Consider the following 16,641-nt stretch of genomic DNA (forward strand, 5'->3'; position numbering starts at 1 on the left):
CCGCTCACCTCATTGAAGATAAAACATGCACCCTCATTCAACAGCTTAGCGCTGCTCTCCGATTCAGCCCGGTGCCGCGACCAACGGCCTCGGAGGGCACCGACGAAGCAATCAGGGTTTCCCTCGATAGTCGGCGCTCATGTATGCTACGGCGCTTCCTGTAATTCCACTTCCCGCTCTCTTGAGCCCGAACGCACCGCACAGGCAGTCTCAATCTTCCGGCAAGCGGTGCCGACCGATTCAGAGTTGCAACGAAGAGGTTAAGGTCACCCCTTTTTAGTAAAAAGTAGCCATGCACGAACTCTATCAGCCCCGCGAAATCGAAGCCGCCGCCCAAACCTTTTGGGACGAGCAAAAATCCTTTGAAGTCAGTGAACAGCCAGGCAAAGATACTTTTTATTGCCTGTCGATGTTCCCTTACCCCAGCGGCAAGCTGCACATGGGTCATGTGCGCAACTACACCATCGGTGACGTGATCGCCCGCTACCAGCGCATGCAGGGCAAAAATGTCTTGCAACCCATGGGTTGGGACGCGTTCGGCATGCCGGCGGAAAACGCCGCGATGAAAAACAACGTGGCCCCGGCCAAGTGGACCTACGAAAACATCGCCTACATGAAAACCCAGCTGCGAAGCCTGGGCCTAGGCGTTGACTGGTCGCGTGAAATCACCACCTGCAAACCCGATTACTACCGCTGGGAACAATGGCTGTTCACTCGCCTGTTCGAAAAAGGCGTGATCTACCGCAAGAACGGCACCGTCAACTGGGACCCGGTGGACCAGACCGTACTGGCCAACGAGCAAGTGATCGATGGCCGCGGCTGGCGTTCCGGTGCGCTGATCGAGAAGCGCGAAATCCCGATGTACTACTTCAAAATCACTGCGTACGCGGAAGAGTTGCTGGAAGGACTCGACGAGTTGCCGGGCTGGCCTGAGCAAGTCAAAACCATGCAGCGCAACTGGATTGGCAAATCCCGTGGCATGGAAGTGCAATTCCCGTATCACCAGGCTTCGATTGGTGAAGCAGGCGCACTGAAGGTGTTTACGACCCGTCCGGACACCCTGATGGGCGCGACCTATGTCGCTGTTGCAGCAGAACACCCCTTGGCGACCCTGGCGGCGAAAGGTAATCCTGAGCTGCAAGCGTTCATCCACGAATGCAAAAGTGGCAGTGTCGCGGAAGCGGACATCGCCACCCAGGCGAAAAAAGGTTTGCCGACCTCGCTATTCGTCGAACACCCACTGACTGGCGAAAAATTGCCGGTGTGGGTCGCCAACTACGTATTGATGCATTACGGCGATGGCGCCGTAATGGCCGTCCCGGCTCACGACGCGCGCGATTTCGAGTTCGCCACCCAGTACAACCTGCCGATCAAGGCTGTTGTGCGCACCAGCGCTGGCGATGAAACGCCTGCACCGTGGCAGGACGCGTATGGCGAACACGGCGAACTGATCAACTCCGGCATTTTCGACGGGCTGGATTTCGCAGGCGCCTTCGACGCCATTGAAGTCGCCCTGCAGAAAAAGAACCTCGGTCAATCGCGCACACAGTTCCGCCTGCGCGACTGGGGCATCAGCCGTCAGCGCTACTGGGGCTGCCCGATCCCGATCGTGCATTGCGATACCTGCGGTGACGTACCGGTCCCCGAAGACCAGTTGCCGGTTGTATTGCCAGAAGACGTAGTGCCCGATGGCGCCGGTTCGCCGTTGGCGCGCATGCCTGAGTTCTACGAATGCACCTGCCCTAAATGCGGTGCACCGGCAAAACGCGAAACCGACACCATGGACACCTTCGTCGAGTCCTCGTGGTATTACGCTCGCTATGCCTCGCCACACTATGAAGGTGGCATGGTCGACCTGGAAGCAGCCAACCACTGGTTGCCGGTGGATCAGTACATCGGCGGCATCGAACACGCGATCCTGCACCTGCTGTATGCGCGCTTCTTCCACAAGTTGATGCGCGATGAAGGCCTCGTCAGCTCTAACGAACCGTTCAAAAACCTGCTGACCCAAGGCATGGTCATCGCCGAAACGTACTATCGACTTGAGGCCAACGGCAGCAAGACCTGGTTCAACCCGGCCGATGTCGAGCTCGTGCGTGACAGCAAAGCCAAGATCATCGGCGCCACACTGATCAGCGACGGCCAGCCAGTCGAAATCGGCGGCACCGAGAAGATGGCCAAGTCGAAGAACAATGGCGTCGATCCGCAGTCGATGATCGATCAGTACGGCGCCGATACCTGCCGTCTGTTCATGATGTTTGCCTCGCCACCCGACATGAGCCTGGAATGGTCCGACTCGGGCGTCGAAGGTTCACACCGGTTCTTGCGTCGGGTCTGGCGTCTGGCGCAGGCCCATGTCAGCCTGGGTTCAACGGTCAAACTTGCCATCGCCGCCTTAAGCGACGAGCAGAAAGTCATTCGCCGCGCGATTCACCTGGCCATCAAAAACGCCAGTCAGGACGTCGGCCAGCACCAAAAATTCAACACGGCCATCGCTCAGGTGATGACGTTGATGAACGTGCTGGAAAAAGCCCCGCACACGACCGAACAGGACCGCGCACTGCTCCAAGAAGGTCTGGAAACCGTCGCCCTGCTGCTGGCCCCGATCACCCCGCACATCAGCCATGAACTGTGGGGCCACTTGGGTCACAGCGGCGCAATCATAGACGCTGGCTGGCCGGTACTGGATCAGACTGCGCTGGTGCAGGACAGCCTGCTATTGGTCATACAGGTCAACGGCAAGCTGCGTGGACAGATCGAAATGCCTGCCAGTGCTACTCGAGAAGAAGTCGAAGCAGCGGCGCGCATCAATGAAAACGTGCTGCGTTTCACCGAAGGCCTGACGATCCGCAAAGTGATCGTGGTCCCTGGCAAGCTGGTCAATATCGTCGCAAGCTAATGGCATCAAGCGCCCGGTATCGATCGGGCGCTGAACACAACTTTCAGGGGACGCAACGTCGGCCCCTACGGATTCAAGGGGAGCATCAAATGATCAAACGCAATTTGCTGGTGATGGGTCTCGCCCTGTTACTGGGCGCCTGTGGTTTCCAGCTGCGTGGCACGGGTACTAACCAGCTGACGATCAAAGAGATCGATCTGTCTGCGCGTAACGCTTACGGCGAAATCGTGACTCAGTTGCGTCAGACGCTGGAAGGCAGCGGCGTGAGGATTCATTCGGGTGCCCCGTACAAACTGATTCTGGTTGATGAAAACGAATCGCAGCGCTCCCTCAGCTACACCGGCGCGTCAGGTTCGGCCGAATATGAAATGACCACCCAGCTCAACTATCAGATCCATGGCGCTCACGATCTGTCGCTGCTGGACGGCAAACTGCAAGTGCAGAAAGTCTACGTGCATGACGGCAACAACTTGATGGGCTCTGATCAGGAAATGGCGCAGGTTCGTAAAGAGATGCGCAACCAGCTCGTCCAGAACATGATGGTTCGTCTGCAACTGCTGACGCCTACCCAATTGGAGCAACTGCAGCAGACCGCAGACAACAAAGCAAAAGCAGATGCTGATGCCCTGGAAGCTGCGCAGAGGATCGAAAACGAGACACCTCGACAGTCACCTATTGAAATCCCTTCCCGATAAATGCCGCGGGGCCGGTTCGCTGGCTCCGGCATCTTCTGACCTATGAAGCTCACTCCAGCCCAACTCGGCAAACACCTCCAGGGCAACCTTGCCCCGGTGTATGTCGTCAGCGGCGATGATCCGTTGCTGTGCCAGGACGCGGCAGACGCCATCCGCGCAGCCGTACGCCTGCAAGGCTTTGACGAACGCCAAGTGTTCAGCGCCGATGCCAGTTTTGATTGGGGCACGCTGTTGCAGGCGGGCGCCAGCATGTCATTGTTCGCGCAAAAGCGTCTGCTGGAACTCCGCTTGCCTTCGGGCAAGCCCGGTGACAAAGGCGCGGCGGCGTTGATCGAGTATTGCTCGCGCCCGGCCGAAGATACGATCCTGTTGATCAGCCTGCCAAAACTCGACGGTAGCGCGCAAAAAACCAAGTGGGGCAAGGCACTGGTTGAGGGTCCACACACGCAGTTCGTGCAAATCTGGCCGGTGGATGCCAGCCAGTTGCCGCAGTGGATTCGCCAGCGCCTGTCACAGGCCGGCTTGACGGCCAGCCAGGATGCGATCGAACTGATCGCCGCCAGGGTCGAAGGCAACTTGCTGGCCGCGGCTCAGGAAATCGAAAAGCTCAAACTGATGGCCGACGGTGGTCAGATAACCGTCGAAACCGTGCAAGGGGCTGTGGCCGACAGTGCACGTTTCGATGTTTTCGGTTTGACCGATGCCATTCTCAACGGCGAAGCCGCCCATGCGCTGCGCATGCTTGAAGGCCTGCGTGGCGAAGGGGTGGAAACGCCGGTGATTCTTTGGGCACTGTGTCGCGAACTGCGGGTGCTGGCCAACCTGGCGTTGCAGTTCAGCCAGGGCATCCCACTGGACAAGGCCTTCAGCCAGGCCCGCCCGCCGATCTGGGACAAGCGCAAGCCGCTGATGAGCAAAGCCCTGCAACGCTACTCCGCAGAGCGCTGGGGCCAACTGCTGATGGATGCTCAACGCATCGACGCACAAATCAAGGGCCAGGCCGCCGGTTCTGCCTGGAGCAGCTTGAGCCGACTGGCATTGTTGATGGCCGGACAGCGGCTGAATTTGCCTGCTGAGTAAATCCAGATCCCTGCAGGCGCTGGCTTGCGCGATAGCAGACATCTATTAGACAGATCCCTCCGTCAAGCGGATGATTTGCATCGATTCAACCCCCACTGAGAGAGTATCCGCCATGAGCAAGCCGTCCAGGCCCAACAAGGCCAAGTCCATCATCGCCCAGCCGTTGTTCCGCAGTCGTCAGGAACCCGCCGGCAAGGGCAAAGGCAGCTACCGCCGCGAAGCCTTCCAGTCTAAAAGCTGGGAGGCTTCTTACTTTCTGGCCGCCTGAACCTTAGCCAGCCTTGCCAAGGCCCCTTCGAACGTACAGGCATGATAAGGTCTGCGTTTGTCGGTAATACCCTGGACCCAAGCATGCCCTCTAGTTTTTCCCGTCGTTGGCATTTTCGCCAACTGATCACCGCCTCCAGCTTCATCCTGTTAGTCGCCTGCGCGGAAAAACCGACCGCAGCAGACGCCACGCCTCTTCAAGTCGCTAACACCCCTGCGGCCGCCGCTTTGCCTGCGAGCCCGCCCGCCAATCCGCCTGGCGATAGCGAGTTCGATTTTCAGCCCACCATGAGCTTCAGCGATTGGGAAGCCGGTTTCCGAAGCGAAGCGTTGAAGGCTGGCATCCGGGCCGATATTTTCGACAGAGCCTTTGCCGGCGTCGTGCCGGACATGACCGTGGTCAAATTTGACCGCAGTCAGCCCGAGTTCACTCGCCCTGTCTGGGAATACCTGGACGGCGCCATGTCTGCGGTGCGCGTGCGCAAAGGTCAGGCCTTACTCACGCAATACGCCGATGTGTTGCAAAGCATCGAGCAACGCTATGGCGTAGACCGCCAGGCACTTGTCGCGATCTGGGGCATGGAAAGCAGCTTTGGCCAGTTCCAGGGCACACAATCGGTGATTCGCTCGCTTGCGACGCTGGCCTACGAAGGCCGTCGTCCAGGCTTTGCGCAAAGCCAGTTGCTGGCGGCGCTGGAAATTCTTCAGCACGGCGATATCGCACCCGAAAACATGCTCGGTTCGTGGGCGGGTGCCATGGGCCAGACGCAGTTCATCCCCACCACGTATAACACCTATGCCGTGGACTTCGATGGCGACGGTCGTCGCGATATATGGAATACCCCGGCCGACGCCCTGGCCTCGACAGCTCACTACCTGCAAAGCTCGGGCTGGCAAAAAGGTCAGCCATGGGGGTTTGAAGTCAAACTGACGCAAGGCTTTGACTACGCGCTGGCCGATGCCTCAACACGCAAAATCGTAGCCGAATGGCAGCAGATGGGGCTGAAGCTACCGAGCGGCAGCGCCCTGCCCACCAACGTCGCGCAACTACAGGCCGCCCTGCTATTGCCAGCGGGTTACAGAGGCCCGGCATTTCTGGTGCTGGATAACTTCCGCACGATCCTCAAGTACAACAACTCGTCGTCCTACGCCATGGCCATCGGCCTGCTGTCCGAGCGCTTCAACGGCGGCGGCTATGTACTGGGCGATTGGCCGCGCGGAGACCTTCCTCTGAGCCGCTCTGAGCGCATTGAGCTGCAAACCCTGCTGTCATCACGGCAGTACGACGCCGGCGCGTCTGACGGCATCATCGGTGCCAATACGCGCAAAGCAATCCGTAGCGCGCAACAGTCGTTCGGCTGGCCGGCCGACGGTTACCCGACTCATGAGCTGCTGGACAACCTGCGCAAGCCGTAACGCACGGCGGCAGCGGATGTATTCGCGTAAGTCTCAGCGGTAGCCACATAAAAAAACGGGTCGGACATCACTGTCCGACCCGTTTTGCTTTCAGGCTAACGCATCGAAGGCTATTCGCCTCAGATCATGGCCTTGATAGCGGCACCCGCTTGCTCATCGGCATGGTACGAAGAACGCACCAGAGGGCCTGAGGCGACGTTCTTGAAGCCCATTTTGTAGCCTTCTTCAGCAAACCAGGCGAAGACATCGGGGTGCACGAAGCGCTCCACTGGCAAGTGGCTGCGCGACGGTTGCAGGTACTGGCCTAGAGTCAGCATGTCGATATTGTGTTCACGCATACGCTGCATGACTTCGATGACTTCCTCGTTGGTTTCGCCCAGACCCAGCATCAAGCCGGATTTGGTCGGTACGTGCGGGACCATCTCCTTGAAGCGTTGCAGCAAGGTCAGCGACCACTGGTAATCCGACCCCGGACGCGCAGCCTTGTACAGGCGCGGCACGGTTTCCAGGTTGTGGTTGAACACATCTGGCGGCTCTGCAGCCGTGATTTCCAGCGCGATGTCCATGCGCCCACGGTAGTCCGGGACCAGGGTCTCTAGCTTGACGTTTGGCGACAACAGGCGAATTTCACGAATGCAATCGGCAAAGTGCTGGGCACCGCCGTCACGCAGGTCATCCCGGTCAACCGAGGTGATCACCACGTACTTGAGGCGCAGATCGGCGATGGCAACGGCCAGGTTTTTCGGCTCGTCGACGTCCAGGGCTTTCGGTCGGCCGTGGCCAACGTCACAGAACGGGCAACGACGGGTGCAGATATCACCCATGATCATGAAGGTCGCGGTGCCACCGGAGAAGCATTCGCCCAGGTTCGGGCAGGATGCCTCTTCGCATACGCTGTGCAGCTTGTGCTTACGCAGCAGTTGTTTGACGCGGTCTACTTCGGGAGAAACCGGGATACGTACACGAATCCAGTCGGGCTTTTTCGGCAAGTCGACGGTCGGAATGATCTTCACCGGAATCCGCGCGACTTTTTCCGCGCCGCGCAGCTTCACGCCGGCTTCCACTTTCGGACGGGCCGCATGCTCAGCGATGTCGAGCGTCGGGATCAGGGTTGGCGCAGTGTCAGTCGCAATAGTCATAGTCAGTCGATTCCGCCCGTTAGGGTCGTCTGCTCAGCATAGTCGAGGTGTTTGACGAGCTGCGCACGCAGCCGGGCACTTACCTCGGCAAATTCAATCGGGCCTGCATGATCGCGTAGCTGGGTCATTGCCAGCCCCGCATACCCGCAGGGATTAATCCGTCGAAACGGCTCAAGGTCCATGTCCACATTCAGCGCCAGGCCGTGGAATGAGCAACCGTTGCGAATCCGCAGGCCGAGGGAGGCGATTTTCGCTCCATCGACATAGACACCCGGCGCATCCGCTTTCGCTACCGCTGTTACGCCGTAGCTGGCCAACAGTGCAATCAGGCTGTGCTCGATCCGGGTGACCAGTTCGCGCACCCCGAACCCCAGACGCCGTACATCCAGCATCAGGTAGGCGACCAGTTGGCCGGGCCCATGATAGGTCACTTGACCACCACGATCGACCTGTACCACCGGAATATCACCCGGCAGCAACAAGTGTTCGGCTTTGCCTGACTGACCTTGGGTAAACACAGGAGGGTGCTGCACCAGCCAGACCTCGTCACCCACCTCGCGAGCACGCTCGTCGGTGAAACGTTGCATGGCGTGCCAGGCCGGCTCGTAAGCGACCAGACCCAGGTCACGGAAGCCCAGGCTGCCGGACATCAGAGCACCATGTGCACGAAACCCGTAGCGCGCAATGCACTATTGATATCGCGCAATTGTTCTTCGCCAGTCGCGGTGATGTGCAGCTGTACGGTGGTGTATTTGCCATTGCTGCTTTGACGCTCGGCGAGCGTGGCGATATCGAGCGTGGCGTGCTTGGCCAACGTCTCGATCACAAGGGCAGTGAAACCTACGCCGGTATCGCCGATCACCTTGATCGGGTAGTCGAGGCAGGGAAATTCGATTTTATGCGACTTTACGTCGGTATCAGTCATGGCAGTAACGGCCTCGTAAGCCGTGACGAGCGGCACGCACCGCGCTCTGGGTCAGAGCCGGTGCACGCCGGTCGGCAATATCAGTTGAACAAACCGTAGAAGAACAGGCGGATGCTGTCCCACACGCGACGGAAGATTCCACCCTGGTCGACAGCGTCGAGGGCGATAAGGTCGGAAGTGTGCACGATTTTGTCGTCCATTTTCACTTCAACTTTACCGATCACGTCGCCCTTGGCGATAGGTGCAACCAGCTGTGGATTCATAGTCATACTTGCGGCCAGCTTTTTCAATTGGCCTTTAGGCAATGTCATGGTCAGGTCATCAGCCAGACCGGCTTTGACTTGATGCTCGACGCCTTTCCAGACAGCGGCCTGAGCCAGCTCAGTGCCCTTCTGATAGAACGTCTGGGTTTCAAAGAAGCGGAAACCGTAAGTCAGCAGCTTTTGAGTCTCAGCCGCACGAGCCTGTTCACTGTTGGTGCCAAACACCACAGCGATCAGACGCATACCATCACGTACTGCCGAGGACACCATGCAGTAACCCGCTTCGTCGGTGTGACCGGTTTTCAGACCATCAACGGTCTTGTCACGCCACAACAGCAGGTTGCGGTTAGGCTGTTTGATGCCGTTCCAGAAAAACTCTTTCTGCGAGTAGATCGCATAGTGAGCAGGGTCTTCATGGATGATCGCGCGTGCCAGCACGGCCATGTCATGGGCCGACGAGTAATGCTCCGGGTTTGGCAGACCGGTCGGGTTCATGAAGTGGCTGTTGGACATACCAAGGTCGCCGGCGGTTTTGTTCATCATGTCGGCGAAAGCATCTTCGCTGCCGGCAATGTGCTCGGAGAGCGCGACGCTGGCGTCGTTGCCCGACTGGATGATGATGCCGTGCAGCAGATCGCTGACAGTAACCTGGGTGCCCACTTTGATGAACATCCGCGAACCGCCGGTGCGCCAGGCGTTCTCGCTGACGGTCACTGGATCGTTTTCACCGATCTGGCCGCGACGGATTTCCAGGGTCGCAATGTAAGCCGTCATCAGCTTGGTCAGGCTTGCGGGTGCCAAACGCTGGTCGCCGTTATTCTCGACCAGAACGTTACCGCTGGAGGCGTCCATGAGCACGTAGGCTTTGGCGGCCAGTTGCGGCGGCGATGGCATCATCTGTTCAGCCGCCCAGGCGGCAGGGGCGATGATAAGCGGGACTAGCAGGCACAGGCGTTTTGCAAAGGTGGTGATGTTCATCCGTCTCTCGAAATTGCTAATGGGCAAACATGCCCTCGCGGGCAAAGCTAATCTGACTGGCGAAAAAATGACGTTTTCATCCGGTCTGCGACGCCAGGCATTACCCCTGGCTTACAAAACAGCCTGATTGATCAGGCTGCCCTGTGAACAGTTGCATGTATCGCTTGCTCTGTCGGCAAGTCACCGTCGGCCAAACAACTGCACATCAACCCTGAACCAACCCGGGTTGAATTATTAATCCGACGTCACCACGCTCGGCTGGCCAAGATTGGCCGACCGGACGCTGGCTTGTAATTGCTGGGCTTCACCCTGAGTGTCTATCGGGCCCATCCGCACCCGATACAGCGTTTGCTGACTGCGTACTGTCGAGCTGACGAACACTGGAGTTTGCACCATCCCGCTCAACTTCGACCTCAGGAGTTCCGCAGCGTCCGGGTTGGCGAAAGCGCCCACCTGGAGATACAGCCCAGAGGCTTGTGCGGAAGCGTTTTTTTTGCATCAATTTGCATGGCCGGAACTGCCACAGCGTGCTGCTGGGGCGGTGGCGTATATTGCTCGACCGTTCCAGTGGAAGCCGTAAAGGCAGGCGGCGCAGCCTGGGCGATGACTTGCGGTTGTTCAAGCATCAGCGGCGCTGGACGTCCGCGCTGCGCCCACCATTCCTGGGGGTCGATACCTTCAACCTTGACCCGCGCAGTACCGATTTCGGCGTAACCGAGCTTTTTAGCGGCCGCGTAGGACAGGTCGATAATCCGGTCGGAATAGAATGGCCCACGGTCATTGACCCGCAGGATCACGCTCTTGTTATTGTCCAGGTTGGTCACGCGAACATAGCTGGGCAACGGTAACGTCTTGTGGGCGGCACTCATGCCGTACAGGTCGTACTTTTCACCGTTGGCCGTGTCCTGGCCGTGAAACTTGGTGCCATACCAGGACGCGGTTCCCGATGCTACGTAGCGCTTGGAGTCAGACAACGGGAAATAGGTCTTGCCCAGCACGGTGTAGGGGTTGGCCTTGTACGGACCGTTATGCAGGGTCGGCACTGCATCCGGAATCCGCGAGACATCGACATCCCACCACGGCGCACCATCTTTGTGCGCACGGTTGATATCCAGACCTGGGGCCGAACGCACAGCCGTACTCTGTGGCGAGCGGCTGGTCGAACAGCTGGCCACCAGGATGGTCAAGGCTGCGAAGGCCAGGAACTTTAGTGGTTTGCGAATCGGCAATGCCCGCATTACTTGACGCCCCGTGCTTGGACCAGCAGTTCAGACAGTTGATGCACGGCCATGGCGTACATCACACTGCGGTTGTAGCGCGTGATTGCATAAAAATTCTTCAGGCCCATCCAGTATTCAGGGCCATTTTCACCATCGAGCCGGAAAGCGGTCACCGGCATATCATCGCGCAGCGCATCATGACTCGACCACCCCAACGCTCGCAACTCCCCAACATTCTTTACCGGATCGATTCCAGGGCTCAAACCTTCGTCGGCATGCTCACCGCGCACCGTCGCCAGGCTCACAACCGGCTCGCCCGCGACCCAACCGTGACGTTTGAAATAGCTGGCAACGCTACCGATCGCATCGTCCGGATCGGTCCAGATATTGATGTGGCCATCACCGTCGAAATCCACGGCATACGCCCGAAAGCTGCTGGGCATGAACTGCGGCAATCCCATAGCACCGGCGTACGAGCCTTTAAGCGTCAGGGGGTCGACTTGCTCTTCACGGGCCAGCATCAGGAACTCGCGCAGCTCCTTGCGGAAGAAGTCGGCACGCGGCGGATAGTCGAAGCCCAACGTCGACAAGGCGTCTATTACGCGGTAGTTGCCGGTATTGCGACCATAAAACGTTTCCACGCCGATGATCGAAACGATGACTTGTGCCGGTACGCCGTACTCCTGCTCGGCACGTGCAAGGACCGCTTCGTGTTGACGCCAGAAGTCCACGCCACGCGCAATACGCGCATCAGTGACGAAAATCGGCCGGTAGTCCTTCCATTGTTTTACCCGTTCGGCCGGACGAGAAATTGCGTCGAGAATGGCCTGTTTACGTTCTGCTTCGCGAAAAACAGCCATGAGCTGTTCACCGGCAAACCCATAGTCGCGGGTCATTTCGCCGACGAACTCAGCCACTTGCGGCGAGCCGTCGTAATCGCCTGCGGCCGCCTCCTGCACTGAACCAAGGATGCCCACCAGGCCGACCAACGGAGCATATCGAGCAGCCCAGCTACGCATTACTTGCATTGAGTTGTTCACCTTAATCAAACCTGTGCGATCCACTTACGATGGGTATGGACCGACATCAAAACCCCAAACGCTGACAACAGTGTTACCAGCGAGGTTCCGCCATAGCTAATGAATGGCAATGGGACACCTACAACCGGCAACAGGCCACTGACCATACCGATGTTGACGAAAACGTAAACAAAAAACGTCATTGTCAGGCTACCGGCCAACAATTTGCCAAACAGCGTCTGAGCTTGAGCGGTGATCACCAGCCCTCGACCGATCAACAGAACATAGATCAGCAACAGGGCGCAAATACCCACCAAGCCAAACTCTTCACCCAACACAGCAATAATAAAGTCGGTGTGGCTTTCCGGCAAAAAGTCCAGGTGCGACTGCGTACCCAGCAACCAGCCCTTGCCAAATACGCCGCCAGAACCAATCGCCGCCTTGGACTGAATGATGTTCCAGCCAGTGCCCAGCGGGTCACTTTCCGGGTCGAGGAACGTCAGGATTCGTTGTTTCTGGTAGTCGTGCATGAAGAAAAACCACATGCCGACCGCCACCGGCACGGCTGCGGTGAGCACACCAATGATCCAGCGCCAGCGCAGGCCGGCCATGAACAGTACAAACGTACCCGACGCCAGGATCAGCAAAGAAGTGCCCAGGTCCGGCTGGCGCACGATAAGGATGAACGGAAGACCGATCAGCCCCAGGCTCAAGGCCACGTGCTTCAAGTGCGGCGGCAACGTGTGCTTGGCCAGGTACCAGGCGATGGTCGCCGGCATGATGATTTTCATGAATTCGGAAGGCTGGAAGCGAATGACGCCGGGGATGTTGATCCAGCGGGTCGCGCCCATGGCGTTGTGGCCCATGACGTCCACCACCACCAGCAGCATCAGCCCCACTACGTAGGCGGCCGGTACCCAGCGCGCCATGAAACGCGGCTCGAGCTGCGCGATGATGAACATCGACACCAGGCCGATACCAAAGGAGGTCGCCTGCTTGATCAGCAGATCCCAATTCTTGCCACTGGCCGAATACAGCACGAACAAACTGCCGGCGGCCAGGGTCAGCAACAGGATCAGCAGCGGCCCATCGATATGAATGCGCTGGAGGAAACTGGCGCGACGGCGCATCACGTCCTCGCTGGAAAGGATGCGGTCGAAATTACTCTTCACGGGCCGAAGCCTCCGCATTTGAGGTGCTGGCGTACTCAGGTTTGAGCAAACCGTCCGGGCCAAGCAACCAGGCATCCATCACCTGGCGGACCACGGGGGCCGCGACGCCAGAACCGGACTCGCCGTTCTCCACCATCACTGCCACGACTATTTTCGGGTTATCCGCCGGGGCGAAGCCGACGAACAGGGCATGGTCACGGTGACGCTCCTGAATCTTGGAGCGGTCATACTTCTCACCCTGCTTGATTGCCACCACTTGAGCGGTACCGCTTTTGCCGGCAATTCGGTATTGCGAACCGATCGCAGCCTTGCGCGCAGTACCACGGGCGCCGTGCATCACTTGTTGCATGCCGTGATTGACCTTGTTCCAGTCCGAGGCGTCACGCAGCACGATGTCCGGCATCGGGTTTGCGTCTACCGGCGGCAAGCCCTCGATGGTTTTTGCCAGGTGCGGACGATTCCACTTGCCCTTGTTGGCCACCAGTGCGGTCGCTTGCGCCAGTTGCAGCGGGGTCGCCTGCATATAGCCCTGACCGATACCGAGGATCAGCGTCTCGCCAGGAAACCAGGCCTGACGCCGGGTAATCCGCTTCCAGTCTCGCGACGGCATCAAGCCTGGCGACTCTTCGAACATGTCCAGCGACACCTTCTGCCCGATCCCGAACTTGTTCAGGTACGACGACAGCCGGTCGATGCCGAGCTTGTGCGCCAGGTCGTAAAAGTAGGTGTCGTTGGAGCGCATGATCGCCGTGTCCAGATCGACCCAGCCATCGCCCGTGCGGTTCCAGTTGCGATATTTGTGGTCGTAGTTCGGCAATTGGTAATAGCCCGGGTCAAACACCCGAGTGGATGCCGTGACGACGCCACTGTCTAGCCCGGCGATAGCAACAGCCGGTTTGATCGTCGAACCCGGCGGGTACAAGCCACGCAGAATACGGTTGAACAAGGGCCGGTCAATGGAGTCCCGCAGCTCGGCATAGGCTTTAAAACTGATGCCGGTGACAAACAGGTTAGGGTCGAAACTCGGCTGACTGACCATCGCCAGCACTTCGCCAGTACGCGGATCAAGCGCGACCACCGCACCGCGACGCCCGGCCAATGCAATTTCGGCGGCTTCCTGCAGTTTGATGTCGAGGCTCAGGACGATGTCTTTGCCTGGCGAAGGATCGGTGCGCTTGAGCACACGCAATACTCGCCCGCGGGCGTTGGTTTCAACTTCTTCGTAGCCCACCTGACCATGCAGCTCCGGCTCGTAGAAACGCTCGATGCCGGTTTTGCCGATATGGTGGGTGCCGCTGTAATTGACCGGGTCGAGCACCTTGAGCTCTTTCTCGTTGATCCGCCCCATGTAACCCACCGAGTGCGCGAAGTGCGCACCCTGCGGATAGTGGCGAACCAGCTGCGCAACCACCTCAACGCCGGGCAGACGGAACTGGTTGACGGCAACGCGGGCAATTTGCTCTTCAGTCAGCTCAAACAGAATGGGCACCGGCTCGAATGGCCGTCGCCCCTGCTTCATGCGCTTCTCGAACAGCACCCGATCATCAGGCGTCAATTCCAGCACGCTGACAATGACGTCCAGCACCTGCTCCCAGTCGCCAGAACGCTCGCGGGTCATGCTCAAGCTGAAACTGGCCCGATTATCGGCGACGACCACCCCATTGCGGTCGTAGATCAACCCACGGGGTGGCGGAATCGGCTGAACATGAACCCGGTTGTTCTCCGACAGGGTCGAGTGATACTCGTACTGGATGACCTGCAGGAAATACAGCCGCGCAATCAGCACGCACACCAACACCACCACCGCCACAGCCCCGACCACGACTCTGCCGCGCACTAGGCGGGCATCTTTCTCATGGTCCTTGAGGCGAATCGGCTGGGACATTTAGGGCGTGTTCACACGACTACTTGTGATAAGGGTGCCCGGACAGAACAGTCCAGGCGCGATACATCTGCTCACCAATGAGGATGCGCACGAGTGGATGCGGCAAGGTCAGCGGGGACAACGACCAGCGTTGTTCGCTACGCGCGCAAACCTCCGGCGCCAGCCCTTCCGGGCCACCGACCATGAGATTCACCGTGCGCGAATCCAGGCGCCAGCGATTGAGTTCGACCGCCAATTGCTCGGTGCTCCACGGTTTACCGTGCACTTCGAGGGTGACGATACGCTCGCCCGGCTGCACTTTTGCCAGCATGGCTTCGCCTTCCTGACGGATGAAGCGCGCCACGTCGGCATTCTTGCCCCGGGTATTGAGCGGAATTTCCACCAGTTCGAGCGCCAGTTCGGATGGCATACGCTTGGCGTATTCATGCCAACCTTCTTCCACCCACTTTGGCATGCGCGAACCGACAGCGATCAAACGCAGACGCACAGCAACCCCTTACTCTTTGTCAGACGGCGTGTTGTCGAATGACATTTTGTCGGCTGCCATTGGGTCAAACGGGTTCGCATCGTGGCTGCCATGGCTTGCACGGCTTTGCTCGGCACCATGCCACAGACGCTCAAGGTCGTAGAACTGACGGGCGCTGGCGGTCATTACGTGCACGATGATGTCGCCCAGGTCCAACAGAACCCAATCGCTGTCGCCCTTGCCTTCTTCACCCAGTGGCTTGAAGCCCTGAGCCTTGACCTTGTCGCGCACGTTCTCGACCATCGAGGCGATGTGGCGGTTGGAGGTACCTGTGGCGATGAGCATGTAATCAGTGATGCTGGTCTTGTCGCGCACGTCGATCGCCAGGATGTCCTGGGCCTTGATGTCTTCCAGTGCAGCCGTTGCCAGCTTGATCAGGATTTCGCTATTTTGCTTCGTCATAAAAAACTCATTCAGCTCGTGTGTATGAGGACCTGAAACGCCATCTAGAGAGGCTGTTTCAAAGGGTCCCCTGAGTGTTCGGCGCATGGTACAGCCCGTGCGCGTCGATATAGGCCAGTACCGCGTCTGGCACCAGAAAACGTACCGACTTCCCGCTGGCCAGCAGTTGGCGGATCTGGGTGGCAGACACCGATAACGGCGTCTGCCAGACGAATGTAATGTGTCCACCCGGCCCTTTCAGGGCCTTCGGATCGCTGACTGCGCGCCCCGCCAGCAAGTTACGCATGGCGTCAGGCGACTCGCTGTCGGCGTCCGGGCGTTGCAGCACCACGATATGGCAGTGCTCCAGCAGTTCTTCCCAGCGATGCCAGGTCGGTAGCCCGCAAAAGGCATCCCAACCCAATAACAGGAATAACTGGTCATCTGCGGCCAACTCGGCCCGCATCAGTTCCAGGGTGTCGATGGTGTACGACGGTTTGTCCCGTTGCAGCTCTCGGTCATCCACCGTCAAAGGAGGCACACCGGCCACCGCGCACTTGACCATCGCTAGTCGGTGCTGCGCACTGACGCTTGGCATGTCGCGATGAGGCGGCCTGGCACTGGGTGTCAGGCGTAACTCATCAAGCCCCAGCAACTCGGCGACTTCCAGCGCACTGCGCAAATGGCCGATGTGCACGGGGTCGAACGTGCCGCCCAGCATACCGATACGTCTGGGCAGGCCTGGCGTCTGTGGCACCTGCGCAGCGGGTTTTTCG

Annotated in this window: 15 protein-coding genes and 1 pseudogene; 5 read left to right on the forward strand and 11 right to left on the reverse strand. The window is 58.8% G+C overall.

The features are described from left to right. Nucleotides 1-292: 292 nt before the first annotated feature. From leuS to RHM55_RS11645, 5 genes are all read left to right on the forward strand, one after another. Nucleotides 293-2,899, forward strand: a complete 2,607-nt coding sequence (gene leuS / locus RHM55_RS11625) for a leucine--tRNA ligase (protein ID WP_322182161.1) — start codon at nucleotides 293-295, stop codon at nucleotides 2,897-2,899. A gap of 89 nt (nucleotides 2,900-2,988) precedes the next feature. Further along, nucleotides 2,989-3,594 carry an LPS assembly lipoprotein LptE gene (lptE, locus tag RHM55_RS11630; RefSeq protein WP_322182163.1) on the forward strand — a complete coding sequence of 202 codons (606 nt, stop codon included), beginning with the start codon at nucleotides 2,989-2,991 and terminating at the stop codon, nucleotides 3,592-3,594. Between the two features lie 42 nt (nucleotides 3,595-3,636). Continuing rightward, nucleotides 3,637-4,674, forward strand: coding sequence for a DNA polymerase III subunit delta (holA, locus tag RHM55_RS11635; RefSeq protein WP_322182165.1), 1,038 nt, complete (start codon nucleotides 3,637-3,639; stop codon nucleotides 4,672-4,674). Between the two features lie 112 nt (nucleotides 4,675-4,786). Then, complete coding sequence (gene arfA / locus RHM55_RS11640) at nucleotides 4,787-4,942, forward strand: alternative ribosome rescue factor ArfA (protein ID WP_219062677.1); 156 nt, start codon at nucleotides 4,787-4,789, stop codon at nucleotides 4,940-4,942. Nucleotides 4,943-5,025: 83 nt separating this feature from the next. Continuing rightward, nucleotides 5,026-6,357, forward strand: coding sequence for a lytic murein transglycosylase (locus RHM55_RS11645; RefSeq protein WP_322182168.1), 1,332 nt, complete (start codon nucleotides 5,026-5,028; stop codon nucleotides 6,355-6,357). A gap of 119 nt (nucleotides 6,358-6,476) precedes the next feature. Here the strand turns inward: RHM55_RS11645 and lipA are convergent, their stop codons facing one another. The 11 genes and pseudogenes from lipA to nadD form a co-directional block, all read right to left on the reverse strand. Then, nucleotides 6,477-7,496: a lipoyl synthase gene (gene lipA / locus RHM55_RS11650; protein WP_322182170.1), complete on the reverse strand. Its 1,020-nt coding sequence runs from the start codon at nucleotides 7,494-7,496 to the stop codon at nucleotides 6,477-6,479. A gap of 2 nt (nucleotides 7,497-7,498) precedes the next feature. Beyond that, the gene (gene lipB / locus RHM55_RS11655) at nucleotides 7,499-8,146 is read right to left on the reverse strand and encodes a lipoyl(octanoyl) transferase LipB (protein WP_322182172.1); all 648 of its coding nucleotides are present in this window, start codon (nucleotides 8,144-8,146) and stop codon (nucleotides 7,499-7,501) included. Then, complete coding sequence (locus RHM55_RS11660) at nucleotides 8,146-8,421, reverse strand: DUF493 domain-containing protein (RefSeq protein WP_219062680.1); 276 nt, start codon at nucleotides 8,419-8,421, stop codon at nucleotides 8,146-8,148. Before RHM55_RS11660 ends, lipB begins: the two co-directional genes overlap by 1 nt. 80 nt (nucleotides 8,422-8,501) lie before the next feature. Further along, nucleotides 8,502-9,662 carry a D-alanyl-D-alanine carboxypeptidase family protein gene (locus RHM55_RS11665; RefSeq protein WP_322182175.1) on the reverse strand — a complete coding sequence of 387 codons (1,161 nt, stop codon included), beginning with the start codon at nucleotides 9,660-9,662 and terminating at the stop codon, nucleotides 8,502-8,504. A gap of 234 nt (nucleotides 9,663-9,896) precedes the next feature. Further along, nucleotides 9,897-10,900, reverse strand: a pseudogene (locus RHM55_RS11670) (septal ring lytic transglycosylase RlpA family protein). Further along, on the reverse strand, nucleotides 10,900-11,910 hold the full coding sequence (gene mltB, locus RHM55_RS11675; RefSeq protein WP_322182177.1) for a lytic murein transglycosylase B: 1,011 nt from the start codon (nucleotides 11,908-11,910) through the stop codon (nucleotides 10,900-10,902). The pseudogene RHM55_RS11670 and the gene mltB overlap by 1 nt, the downstream one beginning before the upstream one ends. Nucleotides 11,911-11,927: 17 nt before the next feature. Then, nucleotides 11,928-13,031 (reverse strand): rod shape-determining protein RodA, encoded by a 1,104-nt coding sequence (rodA, locus tag RHM55_RS11680; protein WP_322182881.1) that lies wholly within the window; start codon nucleotides 13,029-13,031, stop codon nucleotides 11,928-11,930. Nucleotides 13,032-13,062: 31 nt separating this feature from the next. Then, nucleotides 13,063-14,958, reverse strand: coding sequence for a penicillin-binding protein 2 (mrdA, locus tag RHM55_RS11685; RefSeq protein ID WP_322182179.1), 1,896 nt, complete (start codon nucleotides 14,956-14,958; stop codon nucleotides 13,063-13,065). Between the two features lie 19 nt (nucleotides 14,959-14,977). Next, complete coding sequence (rlmH, locus tag RHM55_RS11690) at nucleotides 14,978-15,445, reverse strand: 23S rRNA (pseudouridine(1915)-N(3))-methyltransferase RlmH (RefSeq protein ID WP_322182181.1); 468 nt, start codon at nucleotides 15,443-15,445, stop codon at nucleotides 14,978-14,980. Between the two features lie 9 nt (nucleotides 15,446-15,454). Beyond that, nucleotides 15,455-15,886 carry a ribosome silencing factor gene (gene rsfS, locus RHM55_RS11695; protein WP_257604395.1) on the reverse strand — a complete coding sequence of 144 codons (432 nt, stop codon included), beginning with the start codon at nucleotides 15,884-15,886 and terminating at the stop codon, nucleotides 15,455-15,457. 58 nt (nucleotides 15,887-15,944) lie between these two features. Next, nucleotides 15,945-16,604, reverse strand: a complete 660-nt coding sequence (nadD, locus tag RHM55_RS11700; RefSeq protein WP_219062819.1) for a nicotinate-nucleotide adenylyltransferase — start codon at nucleotides 16,602-16,604, stop codon at nucleotides 15,945-15,947. Between the last annotated feature and the right edge of the window lie 37 nt (nucleotides 16,605-16,641).

Origin of the sequence: Pseudomonas sp. MH9.2, assembly GCF_034353875.1 — a bacterium.
In the GTDB taxonomy this organism is placed as follows: domain Bacteria; phylum Pseudomonadota; class Gammaproteobacteria; order Pseudomonadales; family Pseudomonadaceae; genus Aquipseudomonas.

Coding starts and splice junctions, on each gene's coding strand:
- leuS (WP_322182161.1), top strand. CDS start 293: ATGCACGAACTCTATCAGCCCCGCGAAATCGAAGCCGCCGCCCAAACC.
- lptE (WP_322182163.1), top strand. CDS start 2,989: ATGATCAAACGCAATTTGCTGGTGATGGGTCTCGCCCTGTTACTGGGC.
- holA (WP_322182165.1), top strand. CDS start 3,637: ATGAAGCTCACTCCAGCCCAACTCGGCAAACACCTCCAGGGCAACCTT.
- arfA (WP_219062677.1), top strand. CDS start 4,787: ATGAGCAAGCCGTCCAGGCCCAACAAGGCCAAGTCCATCATCGCCCAG.
- RHM55_RS11645 (WP_322182168.1), top strand. CDS start 5,026: ATGCCCTCTAGTTTTTCCCGTCGTTGGCATTTTCGCCAACTGATCACC.
- lipA (WP_322182170.1), bottom strand. CDS start 7,496: ATGACTATTGCGACTGACACTGCGCCAACCCTGATCCCGACGCTCGAC.
- lipB (WP_322182172.1), bottom strand. CDS start 8,146: ATGTCCGGCAGCCTGGGCTTCCGTGACCTGGGTCTGGTCGCTTACGAG.
- RHM55_RS11660 (WP_219062680.1), bottom strand. CDS start 8,421: ATGACTGATACCGACGTAAAGTCGCATAAAATCGAATTTCCCTGCCTC.
- RHM55_RS11665 (WP_322182175.1), bottom strand. CDS start 9,662: ATGAACATCACCACCTTTGCAAAACGCCTGTGCCTGCTAGTCCCGCTT.
- mltB (WP_322182177.1), bottom strand. CDS start 11,910: ATGCAAGTAATGCGTAGCTGGGCTGCTCGATATGCTCCGTTGGTCGGC.
- rodA (WP_322182881.1), bottom strand. CDS start 13,031: ATGCGCCGTCGCGCCAGTTTCCTCCAGCGCATTCATATCGATGGGCCG.
- mrdA (WP_322182179.1), bottom strand. CDS start 14,958: ATGTCCCAGCCGATTCGCCTCAAGGACCATGAGAAAGATGCCCGCCTA.
- rsfS (WP_257604395.1), bottom strand. CDS start 15,886: ATGACGAAGCAAAATAGCGAAATCCTGATCAAGCTGGCAACGGCTGCA.